Genomic DNA, 21286 nt, shown 5'->3' with positions numbered 1-21286 from the left:
ATGAACCCCACCCAACTCGACTACGCCGCGATGCGCCTGGCCATCGCCGCATCCCGCACCGCGCTGGCCGCCGGCGATCGGCCCTTCGGCGCCACGCTGGTGTCGCCGCATGGCGAAGTGATGATGACCGCCGCCAACAACCAGGTCACCACCGACGACGTCACCGGCCATGCCGAGATGGTGCTGGTGCGTCAGGCGTCGTCGCGTTTTGGTGCCCATGCCTTGCGCGGCGCCACCGTCTACGCCAGCGGAGAGCCCTGCGCCATGTGCGCCGGCGCCATGTTCTGGGCAGGTGTCGGGCGGGTGGTGTTCGCCGCCACCGGACAGGACATCAACGATGCGCTGGGTGGGCCGGCGCTGCGGTCGTCCTGCGCCGCCTTGCTGGGCGGTTCGACCCCCGCCATCAGGGTGGACCCGGAATTGCTCCGTGAGGAAGCGGCTTCGGCCCTGCGCGGCCAGTAGGCGGGTTCCGGTCCAAGTACATTCCTGGCCGAGCCCACCCACCTATGCCGCGCCGGCAGGGCGCGCATACGGATTGGCATATGACAGGAATGCAGGCACGGCTATGAGAGACCAGGCGCTATTCGACAAGATCGACCTCCATCTGATAAGGGTCTTGCACACCGTGCTGATGGAACGAAGCGTATCGAGGGCGGCAGTGAGGCTGGGCATGCACCAGCCCGCCGTGTCCGCCGCCCTCAAAAGGCTGCGCGACCTGGCGGACGACCCGTTGCTGGTGCGCAGCGGCACCGGCATGATCCCGACCGACGCCGGTACCCGGATGCTGGAGCCGGCGGCCCGCATCCTGCAGGCGGCCGAAATGCTGTTCACCGATGCGCGCGGTTTCGATCCGCAGACCGCCGCCATTACCTTCCGCATCGCCGCCAGCGACTACCTCGACCCGTTCTTTCTGCCGCAGCTGGTCGCGCAGATCAAGTCGCAGGCGCCGCTTTGCAAGATCGAGATCCATCCCCTGTCGGCCGATGCGCATTACCACGGCCACCTGGCGCAGGGCGACATCGACCTGGTGGTGGGCAACTGGGCCCGGCCGCCGGAAGACCTGCACATGGGCCGGCTGTTCGGCGACGACGTGGTGTCGCTGGTCGCCAAAGACCATCCGGCCGCACGCCGCGGCTGGGACGAGGCGGCCTGGCTCGAGGCCGAACACATCGCGCCCACGCCCACCCATCCGGGCGCCCGCGGTTTCATCGACGACCACCTGCAGTCGGTCGGCCTGCAGCGAAACATTTCCGCCCGTTGCGCGCATTTCAGCCTGGTGCCCGAGATGGTGGCCCGGAGCTTGCTGGTGCTGACCACCGGCAGGCAGTTCTGCCAGCGTTATCTCGACCGCCTGCCGCTGGTGGTGCTGGAACCGCCGGTGAAGTTTCCACGGATGCTCTACTACCAGCTGTGGCATCCGCGCACACACACATCGGCCTCGGCGGCCTGGTTGCGAGAGCGGGTGAGGGCGGTGGCGGGCTCGTTGCGGTGACCGCGGACGCAGGCCGGAGCGGGTGGTCGCCCCATCGAAAATGCGGCCGGGATTTCTTAAGATCAGACGAATCAAAAAAAGCGCGCGCATGAACCCTGAAACCACTACGCCCCCGGCCTTCGTCATACCGCCGGTGCCGCGGCTGCAACTGGAAGGCATCACCAAACGTTATCCGGCGGTGGTGGCCAACAGCGATGTGTCGCTGACCGTGATGCCCGGCGAAACCCATGCGGTGCTAGGCGAGAACGGGGCGGGCAAGTCGACGCTGATGAAGATCATCTACGGCGCGGTCAAGCCCGACGAAGGCGGCGTGCGTTTCGACGGCAAACCCGTGCTGGTGAAGAACCCGCAAGAGGCGCGCGCCCTGGGCATCGCGATGGTGTTCCAGCATTTCAGCCTGTTCGACACCATGACCGTGGCCGAGAACGTCTGGCTGGGCCTGGACCGCAGCGTGGCGCTGGCCGAAGTCACCCAGCGCATCACCGCCAAGGCCGCCGAATACGGCCTGGACATCGACCCGCTGCGGCCGGTGCACACGCTGTCGGTTGGCGAGATGCAGCGGGTCGAAATCATCCGCGCGCTGCTGACCAATCCCAAGCTGCTGATCCTGGACGAACCCACCTCGGTGCTGACACCGCAGGCGGTCGAGAAGCTGTTCGTGGTGCTGAAGAAACTGGCCTCGGAAGGCTGCAGCATTCTCTACATCAGCCACAAGCTGCACGAGATCCGCGAGTTGTGCACGGCGTGTACCGTGTTGCGTGGCGGCAAGGTCACCGGGGTCTGCAACCCCACCCGGGAAACCAATGCATCGCTGTCGCGGCTGATGATCGGCGCCGAGCCGCCGGCCCTGCAGCACCGCGCATCGCAGGCCGGCAAGGCGGTGCTGACGGTGAAGGGCCTGAACCTGCCCAAGGCCTCGACCTTCGGTGTCGACCTGGAAGACATCGCCCTGCATGTTCGCGCCGGCGAGGTTGTCGGCATCGCCGGGGTTTCGGGCAACGGCCAGCAGGAACTGTTGTATGCGCTGTCGGGCGAAGACACCCGCGCCGCGCCTTCGATGGTCGAGGTCGCGGGAACGCCCGCCGGCCGCCTGGGCCCGGCCGCGCGCCGTGCACTCGGCCTGCAGTTCGTGCCGGAAGAACGCCTGGGCCGGGGTGCCGTGCCCACGCTGGGCCTGGCGCACAACCTGCTGCTGACCCGCAGCGATGCGGTCGGTGCCGGCGGCTGGCTGAAGCTGGGGCCGCTGCAGGAGCAGGCCAGAGACATCATCAGGCGATTCAACGTGAAGACCGGCGGACCCAACGCGCCGGCCAAGTCGCTGTCGGGGGGCAACCTGCAGAAATTCATCGTCGGCCGCGAGATCGACGCCAAACCGAAACTGCTCATCGTCTCGCAGCCCACCTGGGGCGTGGACGTGGGTGCCGCCGCGCAGATCCGTGGCGAAATCCTGGCCCTGCGCGATGCCGGTTGCGCGGTGCTGGTAGTCAGCGAAGAGCTGGACGAACTATTCGAATTGAGCGACCGCATGCATGTCATTGCCAAGGGGCGCCTGTCGCCTTCCGTACCCCGCGCCGAGGCGACCGTCGAGAAGATCGGCCAGTGGATGAGCGGCCTGTGGGACGGCGCGCCGGGCGCAGCACCAACGACCACCACGGAGGCTTCCCATGCTTAAGCTCGAAGCCCGTCCGTCGCCGTCGAAATTCTGGACCTACGGCTCTCCGCTGCTGGCGCTTGCCGTCACCGTGCTGGTCGGCGTCATCCTGTTCTCGGCGCTGGGCAAGGACCCGGTGCGCGGCCTGCAGGTGTTCTTCTGGGAACCCATCAAGACGCAATACGCCATCGGGGAACTGGTGGTCAAGGCAACACCGCTGCTGCTGATCGCGCTCGGCCTGGCGGTGTGCTTCCGCTCCAATGTCTGGAACATCGGTGCCGAGGGCCAGTTCGTCATCGGCGCGGTGGCCGCCGGCGGCGTGGCCCTGCTGGCCGACAAGAACTCCGGCCCGTGGATCGTGCCGGCCATCCTGCTGGCGGGTGTTGCCGGCGGCATGTTGTGGGCAGCGCTGGTGGCATTGCTGCGCGACAGGTTCAACGCCAGTGAAATCCTGGTCAGCCTGATGCTGGTCTACGTCGGTGTGCTGGTGCTGGGTTACCTGGTCTACGGTCCCTGGAAAGACCCGCTGGGCTACAACTTTCCGCAGACCCGCAACTTCGATGCGGTGACCCAGATCCCCAAGCTGATGAAGGGTTCGCGCATGAACATCGGCGTGATCATCGCGCTAGTGGCGGCGGCCTGCCTGTGGATCTTCTTGTTCCGCACGCGGGCCGGTTTCTCGCTGCAGGTCGGCGGCCTGGCGCCTGCGGCGGCACGTTACGCAGGCTTCTCTTCACGCAAGGCGCTGTGGACGGCGCTGCTGGTTTCCGGCGGAGCGGCCGGCCTGGCGGGCGGCCTGGAAGTCGCCGGCCCCATCGGCCAGCTGACGCCCTATGTGCCGGCCGGCTACGGCTTCGCGGCCATCATCGTGGCCTATGTGGGACGGCTGCATCCGGTCGGCATGGTGTTGTCGGCCGTGCTGATGAGCATGTTCTATATCGGCGGTGAACTGGCGCAATCCCGCCTCGGTCTGCCGAAAAGCCTGACCGGAGTTTTCCAGGGCCTGCTGCTGTTCGCGCTGCTGGCCTGCGACACCCTCATCGCGTACCGGATCAAGAGCGTCAAACACCAGCCGGCCGTCGTGACGACGGTCGCCGGAGCATAAAAAAGACATGGATTCCTACGCACTTCTGTTAGCCGCCACGCTGTCCGCGGGCACGGTGCTGGCCATCGCCGCGATGGGCCTGCTGATCAACGAGAAAGCCGGCATCGTCAACCTCGGTGCCGAGGGGATGATGCTGTGTTCTGCCATCGCCGGTTTTGCCGCCACGGTGCACAGCGGCAGCTATCTGGTCGGCCTGCTGGCCGGCATGCTGGCGGGCGGCGTGCTGGCGGCGATCTTCGGCTGGCTGGTCATCTGGCTCAACACCAACCAGTACGCCACCGGCCTGGCGCTGTCGCTGTTCGGCGGCGGTTTCTCGGCTTTCGTCGGCATCGGCTACGTGCAGGCCAAGCTGCCGGAGAGCGCCGAATTCGCGATTCCGGTGCTGGGCGACATTCCCTTCGTCGGCCCGGCGCTGTTCCGCCAGCATCCGATGGTGTATGTCGCCATGGCGCTGGCTGCCGCGCTGATCTGGTTCCTCTACAAGACCCGCGCCGGCCTGGTGCTGCGGGCGGTCGGCGAATCGCCCGAATCGGCCCACGCGCTGGGTTATCCGGTGCGGCGCATCCGGCTGGCCGCGGTGGTGGCGGGCGGTGCGCTTTGCGGCCTTTCGGGTGCCTACATCTCCACCGTATACACGCCGCTGTGGGTCGAAGGCATGGTGGCCGGCCGCGGCTGGATCGCCCTGGCCCTGACCACCTTCGCCACCTGGCGGCCTGCCCGTGTGCTGCTGGGCGCCTACCTGTTCGGCGGCGTCACCATGCTGCAGTTCCACCTGCAGGCCATCGGCGTCGAAGTGCCGAGCCAGTTGCTGAGCATGCTGCCGTACTTGGCGACCATCGTGGTGCTGGCGCTGATCTCGCGCAACCCGGCGTGGATCAAGGCCAACATGCCGGCGTCCCTCGGCAAACCTTTCTATCCGGGCTCGTGACGACGACGCGCCCGGATATTGCTAATCAGACCAATCAACCAACCGAGAGAGAAGACATGACTGACATCACCAAACGTTCGCTGCTGAACGTGGCTGCCGCTGCCGCCATGGTCGCCACGCTGGCGGGCTGCAGCAAGACGGAAGCACCGGCGCCCGCCGCGCCCGCGCCGGCACCGGCTCCCGTGGCCGCACCGGCACCGGCAGCGGCTCCGCTGAAGGTGGCTTTTGCCTATGTCGGCCCGGTGGGTGACGGTGGCTGGAGCTACGCCCACGACACCGCCCGCAAGGCGCTGGAAAAAGAATACGGCGACAAGATCGTCACCAGCTTCGTCGAAAGCGTGCCCGAATCGGCCGACGCCGAACGGGTGCTGCGCGACATGGCCAGCCAGGGCAACAAGATGGTGTTCGGCACCACCTTCGGCTACATGGAGCCGATGCTCAAGGTCGCGGCAGACTTCCCCGACGTGAAGTTCGAACACGCCACCGGCTACAAGACCGCGGCCAACATGCGCACCTACGACAGCCGTACCTACGAAGGCGCGTACATGGCAGGCGTCATTGCCGGCGCCATGACCAAGACCAACACCCTGGGTGTGGTCGGCTCGGTGCCCATCCCCGAAGTCATCCGCAACATCGACAGCTTCACCCTGGGCGCACAAAGCGTGAACCCGAAGATCACGACCAAGGTGGTCTGGGTCAATGAATGGTTCAGCCCGCCGAAGGAAACCGAAGCGGCCACGTCGCTGATCAACGGCGGCGCCGACATCCTGTTCCAGAACACCGATTCGCCGGCCGTGCTGAAGACCGCGCAAGAGAAGGGCAAACGTGCATTCGGCTGGGATTCGGACATGAGCGCCTATGGTCCCAAGGCCCACCTGGCCTCGTCGATCATCAACTGGGGTCCGTACTACATCAAGACGGTGAAAGACCAGCTGGACGGCACCTGGACCACCGGCAGCAGCTGGTGGGGCGTGAAGGAAGGCACGATCGACATCGTGTCCATCGCCGACGACGTGCCGGCCGAGATCAAGACCAGGATCGACACCATCAAGGCCGGCCTGAAGGACGGCAGCTTCTCCATCTGGAAGGGCCCGCTGGTCGACAACGCCGGCAAGGAAGTGCTGGGCAAGGACATGGTCGCCGACGACAAGTTCCTGAGCGGCGTGAAGTTCTACCTGAAGGGTGTGGAAGGCAAAGTGCCGGGCGGCTGATCGACAGCGGGTCCACCCTGAAAAAGACCGCCTTCGGGCGGTCTTTTTTTGGTCCCTTACCTGCGGGAGGAAATCACGATGCCGCCGACGATCAATGCGAATGCCACCAGGTGGTAGGCGCTGGGCGTCTGGCCCAGGAAGATCACCGTCAGCAAGGCTGTGAAGATCGGCGTCAGGTTGATCGAAAAGACCGCCATCGCCGGCCCGGTGCGGGCCACCGCGGCACCGAAGCTCCGGTAGGCGATGAGGGCCGGGAACAGCCCGATGAAAGCCACGGCGGCCAGCAGTTTCCAGTTCCATTCGATGTGCGGGTCGCCCAGCGTCCATTCGGCCGCACTGAACAGCCCGGACCACAGGCAGCCGAAGAAGATCTGCGCCAGGAGGAAGGGCGCCCAGCGCTCGCGCAGCGCGTCGCCGCCGCCCGATGGCCGCGCCAGCATCCACGAATAGAACGACCACGAAATCGTCGCCAGCACCACGTAGGCATCGCCCGGCACCAGGTGGAAGGCCAGCAGCGTGTCCAGGCTGCCGCGCGACAGCACGGTGAGCACGCCACACATCGACATCAGCGCGCCGGCGACCTGCACGCGGCGCACCGGTTCGCCGTAGAAGATGCGGCCGACGAGCAGCATCCAGATCGGCACTCCCGAACCCACCAGCGACACGTTCAGCGGCTGCGAAGTGTGCAGCGCCAGGTACTGCAGGCTGTTGTAGGTGCCCACGCCCAGCAGCCCCAGCAGGGCGTAATGGCGCCAGCGCGGCCACATCGGCGAGCCGCGCCTCAGGGCCGCATAGCCCAGCGGCAGCAGCAGCAAGAACGCGGTCAGCCAGCGCAGCAGGTTCAGCGTCATCGGCGGAATCTGGTCGTGGATCATGCGTCCGACGACGGCGTTGGCCGCCCAGGTCAGGGGCGGAAAGACAAGCAGGAAGACGGTGCTGGGCCGCAGGCGTTGTTGCATGGCGGGGAATGTATCTGTTGATCACGCGAAGGCGTGATCCGTGGCAGGATTCGGCGCTGTTTTCATTCCTCAAATCCGGGAGACGACATCCATGGTTCGCGCAGTCCGTATCGATCGCCACGGCGGTCCTGAAGAGCTTCAACTGGTCGATGTGGAGGTCGGCGAGCCCGGGCCCGGCCAGATCCGCATCCGCCACCACGCGGTCGGCCTCAACTACATCGACACCTACCAGCGCAGCGGGCTCTATCCCTTCGCCATGCCTCTCACGCTGGGCATGGAAGGCGCGGGTGTGGTCGAGGCGGTGGGCGAGGGCGTCACGCACCTGAAGGTCGGCGACCGGGCGGCCTATTGCGGCGGCCCGCCGGGCAGTTATTCGGAAGCCCGCGTGATGCCGGCCGACCTGGTCTGCCAGCTGCCCGACGCCGTATCTTTCGAGACCGGCGCGGCCATGATGTTGAAAGGCCTGACCGCCCAATACCTGCTGAAGAAGTCGCTGCCGACCGAGGGCCTGGTGCCGGGCGATTTCGTGTTGTTCCATGCCGCCGCAGGCGGTGTCGGCCTGATTGCCTGCCAGTGGGCCCGGTTGCTGGGTTTGAAACTCATCGCCACTGCCGGATCGCCTGAAAAGTGCGCCCTGGCCCTGGCCCACGGCGCGGCGCACGCCATCGACTACCGCAAGGAAAACTTCGTCGAGCGCCTGATGGAAATCACCGGCGGGCAGGGCGTGAAGGTGGTCTACGACTCGGTCGGCCTGGACACCTTCGACCGCTCGCTCGAATGCCTGCGCACCTTCGGCCTGATGGTGTGTTTCGGATCGGCCTCCGGCCCGGTGCCGCCCTTTGCGCCGGCCATCCTGGCCAAGAAGTGCTTGTACGTCACCCGGCAGACGCTGTTCAACCACTACAACACGCGTGAACGGGCGCAGGCGATGGCGGATGACCTGTTCGCCGTGGTCGCGTCGGGCGATGTGAAGATCGAGATCAACCAGCGCTATGCGCTGGCCGATGTGCAGCAGGCGCACCGCGACCTGGAAGCACGCAGGACGACCGGCTGCACGGTCCTGATTCCCTGAGGCTATTCGCATGAATGAAAAATTGACCGCCCCGGCCGCCATCACCATCCGCCGTGTCGGCCCCGAAGAAACCGCTGCCTGCGTAGACGGCCTTGCCGATGTGCTGATCGACTGTGTGCAGGGCGGCGCATCGGTGAGTTTCATGGGGCCGCTGTCGCGTCAGCGGGCGCTGGCCTTCTGGCGAGGCGTGGCCGAAGGCGTGGGCCGCGGCGAACGTGTGCTGCTGGTGGCTGAGGATGCAGAAGGCGCCATCGTCGGCACCGCCCAGCTGGTGACCGACATGCCCGAGAACCAGCCGCATCGAGGTGAGGTGTCGAAGATGCTGGTGCACCGGAAAGCCCGCCGAAAGGGTGTCGCGCAGCGCCTGCTGGCGGTGATCGACGATGCTGCGCGCGAGGCCGGTAAGACGGTGCTGGTGCTGGATACCGCGACCGGTGGCGATGCCGAGCGCCTGTATGAACGCGCAGGCTGGCAGCGGGCCGGTGCGGTGCCGGACTTTGCGTTGATGCCGGACGGGGCCTTGTGTGGAACGACGTTTTTCTATAAGCGCGTCTGAATCGAATGCCACCAGGACGGACCAACCCCATGAAAGTCGAAGCACAGTGCTATTGCGGTGCCATCGCATTCGAGGCTGAAGTGCGGCCAGGCAGTATTTCGATCTGCCACTGTGCGGACTGCCAGGTGCATTCCGGTTCGGCCTTCCGCGCCAATATTCCGGCCGCGGCCGATGGATTTCGGTTGATAAGGGGCGAACCTCGCACCTATATCAAGACCGCCGCCAGTGGAGCCAGACGCCGCCTGGCGTTTTGCGATAACTGCGGCAGCCCGTTATATGCATGCGCGGAAGAGAATCCTGCGAGTTACTCACTGCGAATTGGCGTGATCAAACAGCGAAACGAACTCGGGCCGCCGCAAAGGCAGATATGGACGAAACGCGCATTTTCGTGGGTGCGATTCTGGACGGGCCTGCAGACATTCGACGGTCAACCCTGAAGGGCCAGGCGGGCCTTGTCCTTCTATCTGAACACCCAATCCATTGATCGGGTCCGATTGTTTTTGGTTTTAGTCATTGCTGGAAAGTCAGGCGGATCATGGATTGGGTGCCGATAGTCTTTATTACCTTCAAGGTTCTGGTGCTGGGCATCGGAATGTTCTTTGCCGTAAAGTGGCATTACGATCAAGGAAAGAAAGAGAACGGAAAAGAGAGACAGCGCGCAGTGTTGCGCGCGGGAGGCAAGGTGGCCGCAGTCTTCGTATTGGTGCTTCTGATACTCTTGCTGATGACCTTCGGGCTCAGCAGCACGCTGGGGTTGAATCTGACCATTGATTGATTGATTAAAGCAAATATGGCTTTGGGTATCTGAAAGATGCCGCCGGCTTTCACTCAAGCCTCTCGTCATGCGATTCCGGGAATTTTTCTTTCTCTGCTGTCGTATGAATAAACAGCAACGGTTTCAAGCAGACGCAACGCCTCAGGTGTTCTCGGTCTGCAGTGTTTTCAGGTTTCGACGAAAAGCCAGCTTACGCGGTGGCCCACCGATCCGGATCGAACGCCGGCATGCCCTGCGCGATCCGGGCCAGCCGCGCCCACACCTGCTGCGCGAGCGGCGAAAGGCTGCGGTTCTGGCGGTGCACCAGCATGATGTCGCGGTCGATCCGGGGCACCAGGCGGCGGGCGACCAGGCCGGGCGCACGGTAGGCGTCCAGCGCCAGCGCCGGCAATATCGCCACGCCGATACGCGCCTCGACCATGCGGAACACGGTGGTCGGGTGGCCGAGTTGCTGCACCACATGGGGCGTGACTTCCTGGCGCGCCAGGGCTTCGTCGATCAGCCGGCGGCTGCCGGACGCCTGGTCCAGCAGCACCAACGGATGGGCCGCTAGCCGATGCCAGTCGACGTCGCCGACCGATGCCAGCGCATGGTCGGCCGGGCAGACCAGGCAGAAAGGCTCGCGCAGGATGGGTTCGCAATACAGGCCTGACGGATCGGCGGGGTCGACCACCACACCGAAGTCGACGACACCCGAACGCACGCTGTCCAGGGTGTCCTGCTGGATGCGGTCGAGCAGCACGATTTCGGTGCCATCCGCTTCGGCCTCGGCGATGCATGTGGGCATCAGGCTGGCCGCTAGCGTAGGGCTGCTGGCGACTCGCACCCGGCCACGCCGTTGCCGGCCCAGGCCCTGGACATCCAGCAGGGCGGTGTCGAGTTCGTCGAGCAGGCGTTCCAGGTGCGCCGCCAGCAGGCGGCCGGCGTCGGTCGGCGCCACTTCGCGGGTGGTGCGGTCGAAAAGCCGCAGACCGAGCTGGTTTTCCAGTTCGGTCATGGCCCGGCTGACGGCGGGCTGGGTGAGGCCTACGCGATCACCGGCACGGCTGAAGTTGCGTTCGGCCGCCACCGCCTGGAAGACGCGCAGTTGCTGCAGGCTGATATTCATCATTCCGAATCATAAATTCATCAGATAAATCAATTTCACTTCGGCTGTGAAAATGAAGATGATCGCCGCCACCATGACGCGTTCCAAATATCTCCCCGACAACTTCACTTTCGCCCTGCTGGCGACGGTGCTAGCCGCTTCCGTGTTGCCCGCTCAGGGCGCGGTCGCGCATGCATTCGAGCTGCTGACCACGGCAGCCATCGCGCTGCTGTTCTTCCTGCACGGCGCCAAGCTTTCGCGGGCAGCAGTGATTGCCGGCATTTCGCACTGGCGGCTGCATCTGCTGGTGGTCGCCTGCACTTTTGTGCTGTTCCCGGTGCTGGGCTGGGCCCTGAAGCCGGTGCTCAGCCTTCTGGTGACGCCCCAGCTCTACGTCGGCGTGATGTACCTGTGCGTGCTGCCCGCCACCGTGCAGTCGGCCATCGCCTTCACCTCGATGGCCCGCGGCAATGTGCCGGCGGCGGTGTGCAGCGCATCTGCCTCGACGCTGCTGGGCGTGTTCATCACGCCGGTGCTGGCCAACCTGCTGGTGGTGGAACATCACTCGGCAGGTGCGACCTTCCACGGCATCGGCAAGATCGTCCTGCAGCTGGTGGTGCCCTTCGTGCTGGGCCATTTGCTGCAACCGTGGGTGGGCGGTTTCGTCAAGCGACACGCCAAACGCATGAAGCTGGTGGACCAGGGTTCGATCCTGCTGGTGGTGTACACCGCCTTCAGCGCCGCAGTGGTCGAAGGCCTGTGGCGGCAATTGCCGATGACGGCTCTGCTGGGCCTGGTGGCGTTGTGCTGTGTGCTGCTGGTGGTGGTGCTGGTCTGCACCACGATGTTGGCGCGCAAGCTGGGTTTCTCGAAAGAAGATGAGATCACCATCGTGTTCTGCGGATCCAAGAAGAGCCTGGCCAGCGGCGTGCCGATGGCCAAGGTGCTGTTCGCGCCTGAACTCGTCGGTCCGATGGTGCTGCCGCTGATGCTGTTCCACCAGATCCAGCTGATGACCTGCGCTGTGTTGGCGCAGCGTTATGCGCAGCGGCCGGAAGAACCGCTGGAAGCACTGACGCAGCCGGCGGTCGGCAAGGCGGGCTGACGGGCCGGGGAGGCCTGTCCTACCTTGCGTAGGGCAGGTGGCTTGCACACGTGTCCATGTCAGGTTCTACAGTGAGGCATCGGGGCAATGTTTTCCCGCTGAACCTGGCTGGAGACCTATGAAAATTCGTGCTTATCTGATCGAGGACAACCCGGTCATCCGCGAGAACCTACTGGCCACGCTGAGCGAGCTGGCCCACATCGAACCCATCGGCTGCGCGGAGACCGAGGCGGAAGCGGCGGATTGGCTGCGTACCCATGATGGCCATTGGGACCTGGCAATCGTCGATCTGTTCCTGCGAGAGGGCAACGGCCTCAACGTGCTGTCGGCGCTCAGCGAGCGTGAATCGCACCAGAAGATGGTGGTGTTCAGCAACCACGCCACCAAGGAAGTCCGCCGCCGGTGTGAACAATTGGGCGCCGACGCGGTGTTCGACAAATCGACCGAAATCGACGCGCTGCTGGACTATTGCGACCGCCAGCGTGTGGTGGCCGAGAGCCGCCACTAGTCATGCGCCTGCCCTCAGGGCGGCGGCAGCACGCCGCCATCCAGGCTGCTGCGCAGCCGGTTGGGGGCCAGGACACCTGCCGATTCCAGGATGGGGTAGGCAATGGAACAGATGTGCGAGTTGATGCGTTTCAGGTCGCTGATCAGGTCGATGTGCAGCGAACTGGTTTCGATGCTCTGCAGCGTGTTGTCGGAAAGCCGCTCGAGATGGGTGCGGGTGTACCGGCCTTCCAGATCACGGAACAGCGCTTTTTCTTCCAGCAGCTTCTGCGCGTCGCGCACGTTGCCGTTCAGGAAAACGCTCATCGACAGGCGGAGGTTGTCGATGATGCGAGCGTGCAATTCGCTGATCTCGTCGATGCCGGCCTGCGAAAAATTGCGTGACTTGCGGATCTTGCGTTCCTCGATGTCGATCAGCACCCGTTCGACGATGTCGCCGATCTGCTCCATGTTGATGGTGAAGCTGATGATGTCGGTCCAGCGCCGGCTTTCTTCCTCGCCCAGTGCCTCGCGGGAAATTTTCGTCAGGTAGTACTTGATGGCCGAATAGAGTTCGTCCACCGAGTCGTCCAGGCGCCGCAGGTGGTCTGCCAGCGCCAGGTCGTTGTTGCGGATGACCTTCAGCAGGCCCACCAGCATGGTCTCGACCAGGTCGGCCTGGTGAAGCGCCTCGCGTGCGGCGCACGAGATGGCCAGCGATGGCGTCGAAAGGGCCGAAGCATCCAGGTGCTGCACCCGGTCGGTGGTCTTCTTTTCGGGCGTGCGCGGCATGAACTTCTGCACCATGCGCGCAACGCCGTCGGTGAGCCCGATGAAACCGACGCTGATCACCGCATTGAAGGCCAGGTGGAACATCACCACACCATGCGAAGGCACCGCCATCAGCGGTTGCGCATATCGGATCCACAGCCCCACGAAAGGGGCGACCAGCAGCACACCCATCATCTTGAAGACCAGGTTGCCGACGGTGACCTGGCGGACCTCGACCGACGACTTGGACGTGGTCAGCACCGCCAGCACACCGCTGCCCAGGTTCGCGCCCAGAACCAGGCCGAGGGCGACATCCATCGGCACCACGGTCGAACTGGCCATGGCCGCGATCAGCAGCACGATGGCGAGGCTGGAATACGCGACTACGGCGAGGGCCGCGCCCAGGGTAATTTCGAGCAGCAGGTCGCTGCCGAGCGATCCGAGCAGTGCCCGCACGGCCGGAGCCGCCAGCAGCGGCTCGGTGGCCTCGACCACCAGTCGCAAGGCCAGCAGCATCAGGCCCAGGCCGATCAACACCCGGCCCACGCGGCCGGCAGTGCCCGCCTGGCGGGAGACGAACAGCACCACGCCGACGAAGATCAGCAGCGGCGACAGCCAGGAGAGATCGACCGAGAACAGCACCGACATCATGGCGGTGCCGACATCGGCACCGCGCATGACAGCCAGCGCGGCGGGGAGGGTGATGAGGCCCTGGCCGACGAAGGACGAGGTCATCATCGATGTGGCGGTGCTGGATTGCACCAGAGCCGTCACGCCGATACCGGAAAGCGCGGCGCTGAACCGGTTGCCCAGACTGCGCGCCAGGATCTTGCGCAGTTTTTCGCCGAACACCCGCAACACACCCGTGCGGACCAGGTGGGTTCCCCAGACGAGCAGCGAGATCGCTGCGAGCAGGTTGAGCAGGTGCTTCATTCCTTATCTTGTCTCAGCGTCCCTTGCGCACGCGTATCAACTCGTCAAACACCAGGCAGGCGGCACCGATGGTGATGGCACTGTCGGCAACGTTGAAGGCCGGAAAGTGGCGGCCGGCCAGATGGAAGTCGAGGAAGTCGACCACGTAGCCGTGCATCAGCCGGTCGATCACGTTGCCGATGGCACCGCCCATGATGCAGGCCAGCGCAAAGGAAAACAGCTTCTGGCCGGCATGCGAGCGCAGCAGCCAGACGATGAACAGCGCCGCGCCCACGCCGATGGCGGTAAAGAACCAGCGCTGCCAGCCCGAAGAATCGGCCAGGAAAGAAAACGCCGCGCCGGTGTTGTGGGCCCGTACGACGTTGAAGAAGCTGGTGATGTAGGTGGCGTCGCCCAGGCGGTAGTAGCCCAGGATCAGCGTCTTGGTGAACTGGTCGGCGATGAGGATGATCAGCGCCAGGCCCAGCCAGGGCAGCGGGCTGGACGAACCGCCACCGATGGAGATGGTCTTGCCGCGCGCCATTTATGCAAACTCCCGGTGTTCGCCAGCGCCGTACAGGTTGCTGTTGCAGCGGCCGCAGATCGTCGGGTGCGCAGGGTCGCTGCCCACGTCGTCGCGGTAGTGCCAGCAGCGCTCGCACTTGGCGGCTTCGATGGCGGTGGTCTCGATCGCCAGGGTTTCGCCAGCGGCCACTTCTACCGCGGAGGTGATCAGCACGAACTTCAGGTCGTCGCCCAGGCTGGCCAGTGCGGCCCACAGGTCGCCGTGGGTGGCCATCGGCACGCTGATGCGCACCTTGGCCTGCAGCGAAGAACCCACCTTGCCTTCGGTGCGCAGGGTTTCGATTTCCTTGTTGACCAGCTCCCGTGCCGCGCGGATGCGCATCCATTTTTCGATCAGCGCGGCATCTTCGGCCGGGTCGCCCTGCAGCTGCAGGTATTGCTCCAGGAAGATGGTCTCGCTGTTGCCGACCAGCTTCCAGGCTTCCTCGGCGGTGAAGCTCAGGAACGGCGCCATCCAGCGCAGCATGGCCTGGGCGATATGCCACAGGGCGGTCTGTGCGCTGCGTCGTGCCAGCGACTTGGGCCCGGTGGTGTAGAGCCGGTCCTTCAGCACGTCGAGGTAGAAACCGCCCAGGTCTTCGGAGCAGAACAGCTGCAGCTTGGCGACCACCGGATGGAATTCATACACCTCGTAGTGCGCCAGGATCTCGGCCTGGAACTGCGCCGCACGGGCCAGCGCGTAGCGGTCGATTTCGAGCAGTTCGGACTCGGGAACCGCATCGGCGACCGGGTCGAAGTCGCTGGTGTTGGCCAGCAGGAAACGCAGCGTGTTGCGGATGCGGCGGTAGGCGTCGACCACACGCGCCAGGATCTTGTCGTCACCTGCGATGTCGCCCGAATAGTCGCTGGCGGCCACCCACAGGCGGATGATTTCGGCGCCCAGCTTTTCGGCGGTCTTTTGCGGATCGACACCGTTGCCCATCGACTTGCTCATCTTGCGGCCCTGGCTGTCCACGGTGAAACCGTGGGTCAGCAGGCCCTTGTAGGGAGCGCGGTCGTTCATGGCGCAGGCGGTCAGCAGCGAGCTGTGGAACCAGCCGCGATGCTGGTCATGGCCTTCGAGGTACAGGTCGGCCTCGGGGCCGCTGAGGTGGTGCCCTTCGTCGCGGGCACCGCCACGGCTGATGCTGTCGTCGAAATGCGAGCCGCGCAGCACATGGAAGTGGGTGGTGCCGGAGTCGAACCACACGTCCAGGATGTCGTTGCTCTTGAGGTAATCGGCGGCTTCCGCGCCCAGGATGTCCTCGGCCGTGGCCTTGCTCCAGGCCTCGACGCCGCCGGCCGCGACCATTTCAGCCGCCTGGTCCATGATTTCCATGGTGCGCGGATGCAGTTCGCCGGTCGCCTTGTGCAGGAAGAAGGGCAGCGGCACACCCCAGTTGCGCTGGCGCGATATGCACCAGTCGGGCCGGCCGGAGATCATGTCGCGCAGGCGGTTCTTGCCGTTCTCCGGGTAGAAACCGGTCTGCTCGATGGCGTCCAGGGCGAGCTGGCGCAGGGTGCGGCCTGCCTTGTCCTTGGTGAAGACGCCTTCGCCTTCGTCCATGCGCACGAACCACTGGGCGGCAGCACGGTAGATGACCGGCGTCTTGTGGCGCCAGCAATGCGGATAGCTGTGCGTGATGCCCGAGGTGGCCAGCAGGCGCCCGGCGTCTTTCAGGGCTTCGGCGACCACCGGTGCGGCCTTCCAGATGAACTGGCCGCCGAACATCGGCAGTTCGTCGACGTACACGCCGGTGGCCTGTACCGGGTTCAGGATGTCGTCGTGCGTGAAGCCGTTGGCCATGCAGGAATTGAAGTCATCCACGCCATAGGCCGGGGCCGAGTGCACGATGCCGGTGCCGTCGTCCGCGGTGGCGTAGTCGGCCAGCAGCACCGGCGATTCGCGGCGGTAGCTGTACTCACCGGTGCCGGCGTCCGCCACGTCGTGCAGCGGATGCTTGAAACGGATGCCGGCCAGCGCCGCGCCGGCCACGGTGGCGACCACCGTGCCTTCGAGTTCGTAGCGGGCAAGCGCCTTCTCGACCAGTGCGGACGCCAGGACGAGGAGGCCGCGCGCGGTGTCGACCAGGCTGTATTCGAGTTCGCCGTTCAGGTTAAGGGCCTGGTTGGCGGGGATGGTCCACGCGGTGGTGGTCCAGATGACGGCGAAGGCCGGCTTGGTCAGTTCTGACAATCCGAACGCGGCCGCCAAAGCTGCCGGCTGGGCGCATTCGAAAGCCACGTCGATGGTCTGCGACTTCTTGTCGGCGTATTCGATCTCGAATTCGGCCAGCGAGGAGCGGCAGTCGAAACACCAGTAGACCGGCTTCAGGCCGCGGTAGACAAACCCGCGTTCCATGATGCGTTTGAGCGCGCGGATCTCGTCGGCTTCGTTGCCGGGGTTCATGGTCAGGTAGGGGTTCTCCCACTCGGCGAGCACGCCCAGCCGCTTGAAATCCTTCTTCTGCAGGGCCACCTGCTCGGTGGCGTAAGCGCGGCTCTTGGCCTGCACTTCGTCACGGCTGAGGTTGCGGCCGTGGGTCTTCTCGATCTGGTTCTCGATGGGCAGCCCGTGGCAGTCCCAACCTGGCACGTACAGCGCATCCATGCCCTTGAGCTGGCGCGCCTTCACGATCATGTCCTTCAGGATCTTGTTGACCGCGTGCCCCATGTGGATCTGTCCGTTGGCATACGGCGGGCCGTCGTGCAGCACGAAACGCGGTGCGCCGCAGCGGGCGTCGCGCAGCTTCTTGTAAACCCCCTTGGATTCCCATTCGGCGACCCAGCCGGGCTCGCGTTTGGGCAGGTCGCCGCGCATCGGGAACGGGGTGTCCGGCAGGTTGAGCGTGGCGCGGTAGTCGGGGGCGGAGGAAACGTTGGTGTCGGACATGTGGAGAGAAATCAGTGGAAGGCGGCGGCCGGGAGGAGAAGTGCGGCGGAAGCCCGGCCCAGTGAGGGGGCGACCGCACGGTGCCGAAAGCGGCACACCTGGACGAGCTTCAAATTCGGTCGCGGGTGGTCTGCCGGTGGGTCTGGCCGTGGGTGGCGAAGAACGCCCGCGCGTCCTCCAGGTCCTTGGCGATACCGGCGGTGAGGGCGTCGAGGCTGGTGTAGCGCAGCTCGTCGTGCAGTTTGTGCAGCAGTTCCACCCGGACGATTTTACCGTAGCCCCCCTCCGTGCCCAGGCTGGCGGGCCAGTCGAGGCAATGGGTCTCCAGGAGCACCCGGCCGCCGTTGACGTCGGACGGGTCGAGGGACGGGCGGACACCCATGTTGGCCACGCCGTTCAGCGGGTGATCGGTCAGCCCGTGAACCCGCACCGCGAAAATGCCGGCAGCCGCGGGTTTCCAGTGCGAGAAACGCAGGTTGAGTGTGCGGAAACCGTCGCCCGCACCGACCTCGCTGGCGCCCAGCGCCCGGCCCAGCTTGCGGCCGTGCACCACATGGCCGCTGAGGCTGTAGCTGCGGCCGAGCAGGCGCGCGGCCTGTTCCATCTGGCCGGCGGCCAGCGCATCGCGCACCGCAGAACTGGAGACCCGCAGGCCGTGCACCTCGTAGCTGTTCATGCGGGCCACCTCGAAACCGATGGCGGTGCCGGCTTCGTCCAGCAGGGCATAGTCGCCGGCGCGCTGGCTGCCGAAACGGAAGTCGTCGCCGACCAGCACATAACGTGCACCCAGGCCGTGCAGCAGCACCTGTTCGATGAAGTTCCAGGGCACCTGCGCCGCCAGGTGCGCGTCGAACGGCAGCACTACGGTCTGGTCGATGCCGCAGCGTGCGAGTTCGGTGAGCTTGTCGCGCAGGGTGGCGATGCGGGCCGGCGCCAGGCTGGCCTTGCCGGCACGGGCGGCGAAATAGTCGCGCGGATGGGGTTCGAAGGTCAGCACGCAACTGGGCACGCCGCGGTGCTCGGCCTCGCTGCGCAACAGTGCCAGCATGGCCTGGTGACCGCGGTGAACGCCGTCGAAATTGCCGATGGTCAGCGCGCAGGCAGCCGCGATGCCGGGATGGTGGAAACCGCGGAAGACCTTCATGGATGCGTCACGTCAAACGTTTTCTTCTTGGATGCTCCGGGGTCCGGACAGCTGCTCCGACCGGACGCGAATTCGTCACGATACCTGTATATTGTCAACGAGCGAATGCGCCGCCTGGCAAGCGGTGCGTCCATCCGATCATCCGAGTGGTTTGCCGGCGATACGATCCCCCTCGAGGCCGGCCTCTTGAGGAGCTGTGTCGTGAAGGTATTGAAGCTATCGGCCCAGGGGCTGCCGCAGTCCTGGATCAGCCTCGAGCAGGCGGTGATCCACTATGCGGCCGGCGAGGTCCGCTGGGAGTCCGGCGCCGAGATCGCAGTCTTCCGCGGCGGCACCAACGCCATCACCGGCAAACAGTCGATGATCGCCGTCAACAGCATCATCGGCACACGCGGGGTTCCGCGCGTCAACCCCTTCGGTCTGCGCCCCGGCCTCACCAACGCCAAGCTGTTTGCCCGCGACCGCGACGTCTGCGCCTATTGCGGCGATGTCTGCGCCGAAGCCGAACTGACGCGCGAACACATCGTGCCGCTGTCCCAGAACGGCCCGGATGTATGGATGAACGTGGTCACCGCATGCCGGGCCTGCAACCACCGCAAGAGCAGCCGCAGCCCCGAGCAGGCCGGCATGCCTCTGCTCTATACGCCCTACGTGCCCAGCCTGTGGGAAGACTTCATCCTGCGCAACCGCCGCATCCTCGCCGATCAGATGGAATTCCTGATGGCCCACGTGCCGCGCTCGTCGCGCCTGATGCTCTAGGCCGAGCGCCGCCGTGGCGCAACTATTGCTATGGGTTGTCTGGCTTCCTTTTCCCATCGCTTCCCATGCAATTCAACGACATCCGCGTCTCCACGAAACTGTGGGGCGGCATCCTCGGCCTTCTGCTCATTTCCCTGGCTGCCGGCGCCTGGTCGCAGTACCGCGCAACCCAGGTGGCGGATACGGCCCTGGCCAGCGTCCGCGCTGCCGAACAACGTATTTCCGACGCCATCGACTGGCGGGGTGCAACCGAAACCGTGGGTGAACGGGTCGTCGCCAGCAACATCACTGCCGAGCCGCCGTTGACCACGGTGCTGGACCAGCGCATCAGCGCGGGTGTGGCGCGCATCGGCGCGATCCAGAAAAGAATCGTCGCGAGCGCCACCAGCGATGCAGAAAAAGCCGCGCTGGCGCGAGCAGGCGAAGAACGCAATGCGGTGCTGGCGCTGAACAAGCGGGCGCGCGAACTCAAGCTCGAATCGTCCACCGGCGCCGTGTCGCCCGACTTCATCGAAAAAACCTACGTGCCCGCCATCGGTCGTTACATCGATTCGCTGGACGCCTTCGTCAAGCTCCAGGAAGAGCAGCGCGACCAGGCCATCGTGGCGCTGGAGGCGGCGCGCCACGGCGCCATGGTGGTTTCTGTGATCTGCATGCTGGTGGTGCTGCTGGCCGGCGTCGCGCTGGCGGCGGTACTGGTGAAGAACATGTCGGATCCGCTGGCGCACGCGGTGGCGGTGGCCGAGTCGATCGCCGCCGGTGATCTCACCGTTCAGCCACGGACCGACCGGCGCGACGAGTTCGGCCAACTGCTTTCGTCCCTGTCGGCCATGGTGCAGAAACTGCGCGGCGTGGTGGGCGAGGTGCGCAGCGGTGTCGAGTCGGTGTCCACCGCCTCGGCCGAGATCGCGCTGGGCAACCAAGACTTGTCCGGGCGCACCGAACAGACCGCTTCCAGCCTGCAGCAGACGGCGGCCAGCATGGAGCAGCTGACCGGCACGGTGAGTCAGTCCACCGACACCGCGCACCGCGCGCGGCAACTGGCCGGCATGGCAGCGCAGGAGGCCACTCGGGGTGGCGAGGTGATGTCCGAGGTGGTCAGCAGCATGTCGCAGATCAGCGGATCCTCACGCCGCATCGGCGACATCATCGGCACCATCGACAGCATCGCTTTCCAGACCAACATCCTGGCACTGAATGCAGCCGTAGAGGCCGCGCGCGCCGGTGAACAGGGCCGCGGTTTCGCCGTCGTGGCCAGCGAAGTGCGCAGCCTGGCGCAGCGCAGCGCGCAGGCGGCACGCGAGATCAAGACGCTCATCGGCGCGTCGGTCGACACGGTGGACGCCGGTTCACGCCAGGTGGCGCAGGCGGGCGAGACCATGGGCGCGATCGTGAACAGCGTGCGTCAGGTGGCCGACCTGATCGCCGAGATCCATGCCGCGGCATCCGAGCAGCGCGACGGCATCGGCCAGGTGAATCAGGCGGTGAGCCAGCTCGACCAGATGACCCAGCAGAACGCCGCGCTGGTAGAGGAAAGTGCGGCGGCGGCGTCTTCGTTGCGTGATCAGGCTCACCGGCTTTCGCTGGCGATTTCGGTGTTCAAGCTGGATGCCGGCGGCCTGGTGTCCTTGCCGGCGCCCGGAGTGGCTTCCGCGCCGAAACCAGCGAGACCCTCGAAACCTGCGATAGCGGGAACACCGCAGGCAACCGGGGCTCGGGCAAAACCTCCGGCCGCGCCGGCTCGGGCACCCGCTCCGACGCTGACGGAGAAAGTCGCTGCCGGCGACGACGACTGGGCGAGTTTCTGACCGGACGC

Annotated in this window: 20 protein-coding genes; 14 read left to right on the top strand and 6 right to left on the bottom strand. The window is 65.4% G+C overall.

The genetic code is table 11. The features are described 5' to 3' along the window. From AC3ANW_RS15995 to AC3ANW_RS15970, 6 genes are all read left to right on the top strand, one after another. Positions 1-462 carry a nucleoside deaminase gene (locus AC3ANW_RS15995; RefSeq protein WP_488341835.1) on the top strand — a complete coding sequence of 154 codons (462 nt, stop codon included), beginning with the start codon at positions 1-3 and terminating at the stop codon, positions 460-462. Positions 463-565: 103 nt separating this feature from the next. Next, the gene (locus AC3ANW_RS15990) at positions 566-1492 is read left to right on the top strand and encodes a LysR family transcriptional regulator (protein ID WP_488341834.1); all 927 of its coding nucleotides are present in this window, start codon (positions 566-568) and stop codon (positions 1490-1492) included. A gap of 88 nt (positions 1493-1580) precedes the next feature. Further along, positions 1581-3164, top strand: coding sequence for an ABC transporter ATP-binding protein (locus AC3ANW_RS15985; RefSeq protein ID WP_488341833.1), 1584 nt, complete (start codon positions 1581-1583; stop codon positions 3162-3164). After that, positions 3157-4248 (top strand): ABC transporter permease, encoded by a 1092-nt coding sequence (locus tag AC3ANW_RS15980; protein ID WP_488341832.1) that lies wholly within the window; start codon positions 3157-3159, stop codon positions 4246-4248. Before AC3ANW_RS15985 ends, AC3ANW_RS15980 begins: the two co-directional genes overlap by 8 nt. 7 nt (positions 4249-4255) lie before the next feature. Next, positions 4256-5176, top strand: a complete 921-nt coding sequence (locus AC3ANW_RS15975) for an ABC transporter permease (RefSeq protein WP_488341831.1) — start codon at positions 4256-4258, stop codon at positions 5174-5176. A gap of 56 nt (positions 5177-5232) precedes the next feature. Beyond that, positions 5233-6387 (top strand): BMP family ABC transporter substrate-binding protein, encoded by a 1155-nt coding sequence (locus AC3ANW_RS15970; protein ID WP_488341830.1) that lies wholly within the window; start codon positions 5233-5235, stop codon positions 6385-6387. Positions 6388-6443: 56 nt separating this feature from the next. Here the strand turns inward: AC3ANW_RS15970 and AC3ANW_RS15965 are convergent, their stop codons facing one another. Further along, positions 6444-7346, bottom strand: a complete 903-nt coding sequence (locus AC3ANW_RS15965) for a DMT family transporter (RefSeq protein WP_488341829.1) — start codon at positions 7344-7346, stop codon at positions 6444-6446. Positions 7347-7437: 91 nt separating this feature from the next. Here AC3ANW_RS15965 and AC3ANW_RS15960 point away from each other — a divergent pair, with 91 nt between their 5' ends. The 4 genes from AC3ANW_RS15960 (at position 7438) to AC3ANW_RS15945 (ending at position 9749) form a co-directional block, all read left to right on the top strand. Further along, positions 7438-8418: a quinone oxidoreductase family protein gene (locus tag AC3ANW_RS15960; RefSeq protein ID WP_488341828.1), complete on the top strand. Its 981-nt coding sequence runs from the start codon at positions 7438-7440 to the stop codon at positions 8416-8418. Between the two features lie 10 nt (positions 8419-8428). Then, complete coding sequence (locus AC3ANW_RS15955) at positions 8429-8974, top strand: GNAT family N-acetyltransferase (RefSeq protein ID WP_488341827.1); 546 nt, start codon at positions 8429-8431, stop codon at positions 8972-8974. Between the two features lie 29 nt (positions 8975-9003). Continuing rightward, positions 9004-9411, top strand: coding sequence for a GFA family protein (locus AC3ANW_RS15950; RefSeq protein WP_488341826.1), 408 nt, complete (start codon positions 9004-9006; stop codon positions 9409-9411). A gap of 98 nt (positions 9412-9509) precedes the next feature. Further along, the gene (locus AC3ANW_RS15945; protein ID WP_488341825.1) at positions 9510-9749 is read left to right on the top strand and encodes a hypothetical protein; all 240 of its coding nucleotides are present in this window, start codon (positions 9510-9512) and stop codon (positions 9747-9749) included. A 190-nt stretch (positions 9750-9939) separates the two neighbouring features. Here AC3ANW_RS15945 and AC3ANW_RS15940 read toward each other — a convergent pair whose 3' ends face one another. Next, positions 9940-10857, bottom strand: coding sequence for a LysR family transcriptional regulator (locus AC3ANW_RS15940; protein ID WP_488341824.1), 918 nt, complete (start codon positions 10855-10857; stop codon positions 9940-9942). 73 nt (positions 10858-10930) lie between these two features. On the opposite strand from AC3ANW_RS15940, the gene AC3ANW_RS15935 reads away from it, so the two are divergent. Both AC3ANW_RS15935 and AC3ANW_RS15930 read left to right on the top strand, forming a co-directional pair. Continuing rightward, positions 10931-11941, top strand: coding sequence for a bile acid:sodium symporter family protein (locus tag AC3ANW_RS15935; protein ID WP_488341823.1), 1011 nt, complete (start codon positions 10931-10933; stop codon positions 11939-11941). Positions 11942-12059: 118 nt separating this feature from the next. Continuing rightward, a complete protein-coding gene (locus AC3ANW_RS15930) occupies positions 12060-12449 on the top strand; it encodes a response regulator (RefSeq protein WP_488341822.1) in 390 nt (129 codons plus the stop codon). Positions 12450-12463: 14 nt separating this feature from the next. Here AC3ANW_RS15930 and AC3ANW_RS15925 read toward each other — a convergent pair whose 3' ends face one another. The 4 genes from AC3ANW_RS15925 to AC3ANW_RS15910 form a co-directional block, all read right to left on the bottom strand. Next, the gene (locus AC3ANW_RS15925) at positions 12464-14131 is read right to left on the bottom strand and encodes a Na/Pi cotransporter family protein (protein WP_488341821.1); all 1668 of its coding nucleotides are present in this window, start codon (positions 14129-14131) and stop codon (positions 12464-12466) included. A gap of 13 nt (positions 14132-14144) precedes the next feature. Next, positions 14145-14654, bottom strand: a complete 510-nt coding sequence (gene lspA, locus AC3ANW_RS15920; protein WP_488341820.1) for a signal peptidase II — start codon at positions 14652-14654, stop codon at positions 14145-14147. Next, positions 14655-17567 (bottom strand): isoleucine--tRNA ligase, encoded by a 2913-nt coding sequence (ileS, locus tag AC3ANW_RS15915; RefSeq protein ID WP_488341819.1) that lies wholly within the window; start codon positions 17565-17567, stop codon positions 14655-14657. Between the two features lie 109 nt (positions 17568-17676). Further along, positions 17677-18711, bottom strand: coding sequence for a bifunctional riboflavin kinase/FAD synthetase (locus tag AC3ANW_RS15910; RefSeq protein WP_488341818.1), 1035 nt, complete (start codon positions 18709-18711; stop codon positions 17677-17679). 201 nt (positions 18712-18912) lie between these two features. Here AC3ANW_RS15910 and AC3ANW_RS15905 point away from each other — a divergent pair, with 201 nt between their 5' ends. Both AC3ANW_RS15905 and AC3ANW_RS15900 read left to right on the top strand, forming a co-directional pair. Further along, complete coding sequence (locus tag AC3ANW_RS15905; protein ID WP_488341817.1) at positions 18913-19470, top strand: HNH endonuclease; 558 nt, start codon at positions 18913-18915, stop codon at positions 19468-19470. Positions 19471-19535: 65 nt separating this feature from the next. Then, positions 19536-21278 (top strand): methyl-accepting chemotaxis protein, encoded by a 1743-nt coding sequence (locus AC3ANW_RS15900; RefSeq protein ID WP_488341816.1) that lies wholly within the window; start codon positions 19536-19538, stop codon positions 21276-21278. The last annotated feature ends 8 nt before the right edge of the window (positions 21279-21286 follow it).

This window comes from Xylophilus sp. PBN-3R (assembly GCF_057747805.1).
This window is presented reverse-complemented; position numbering and strand designations above follow the sequence as displayed.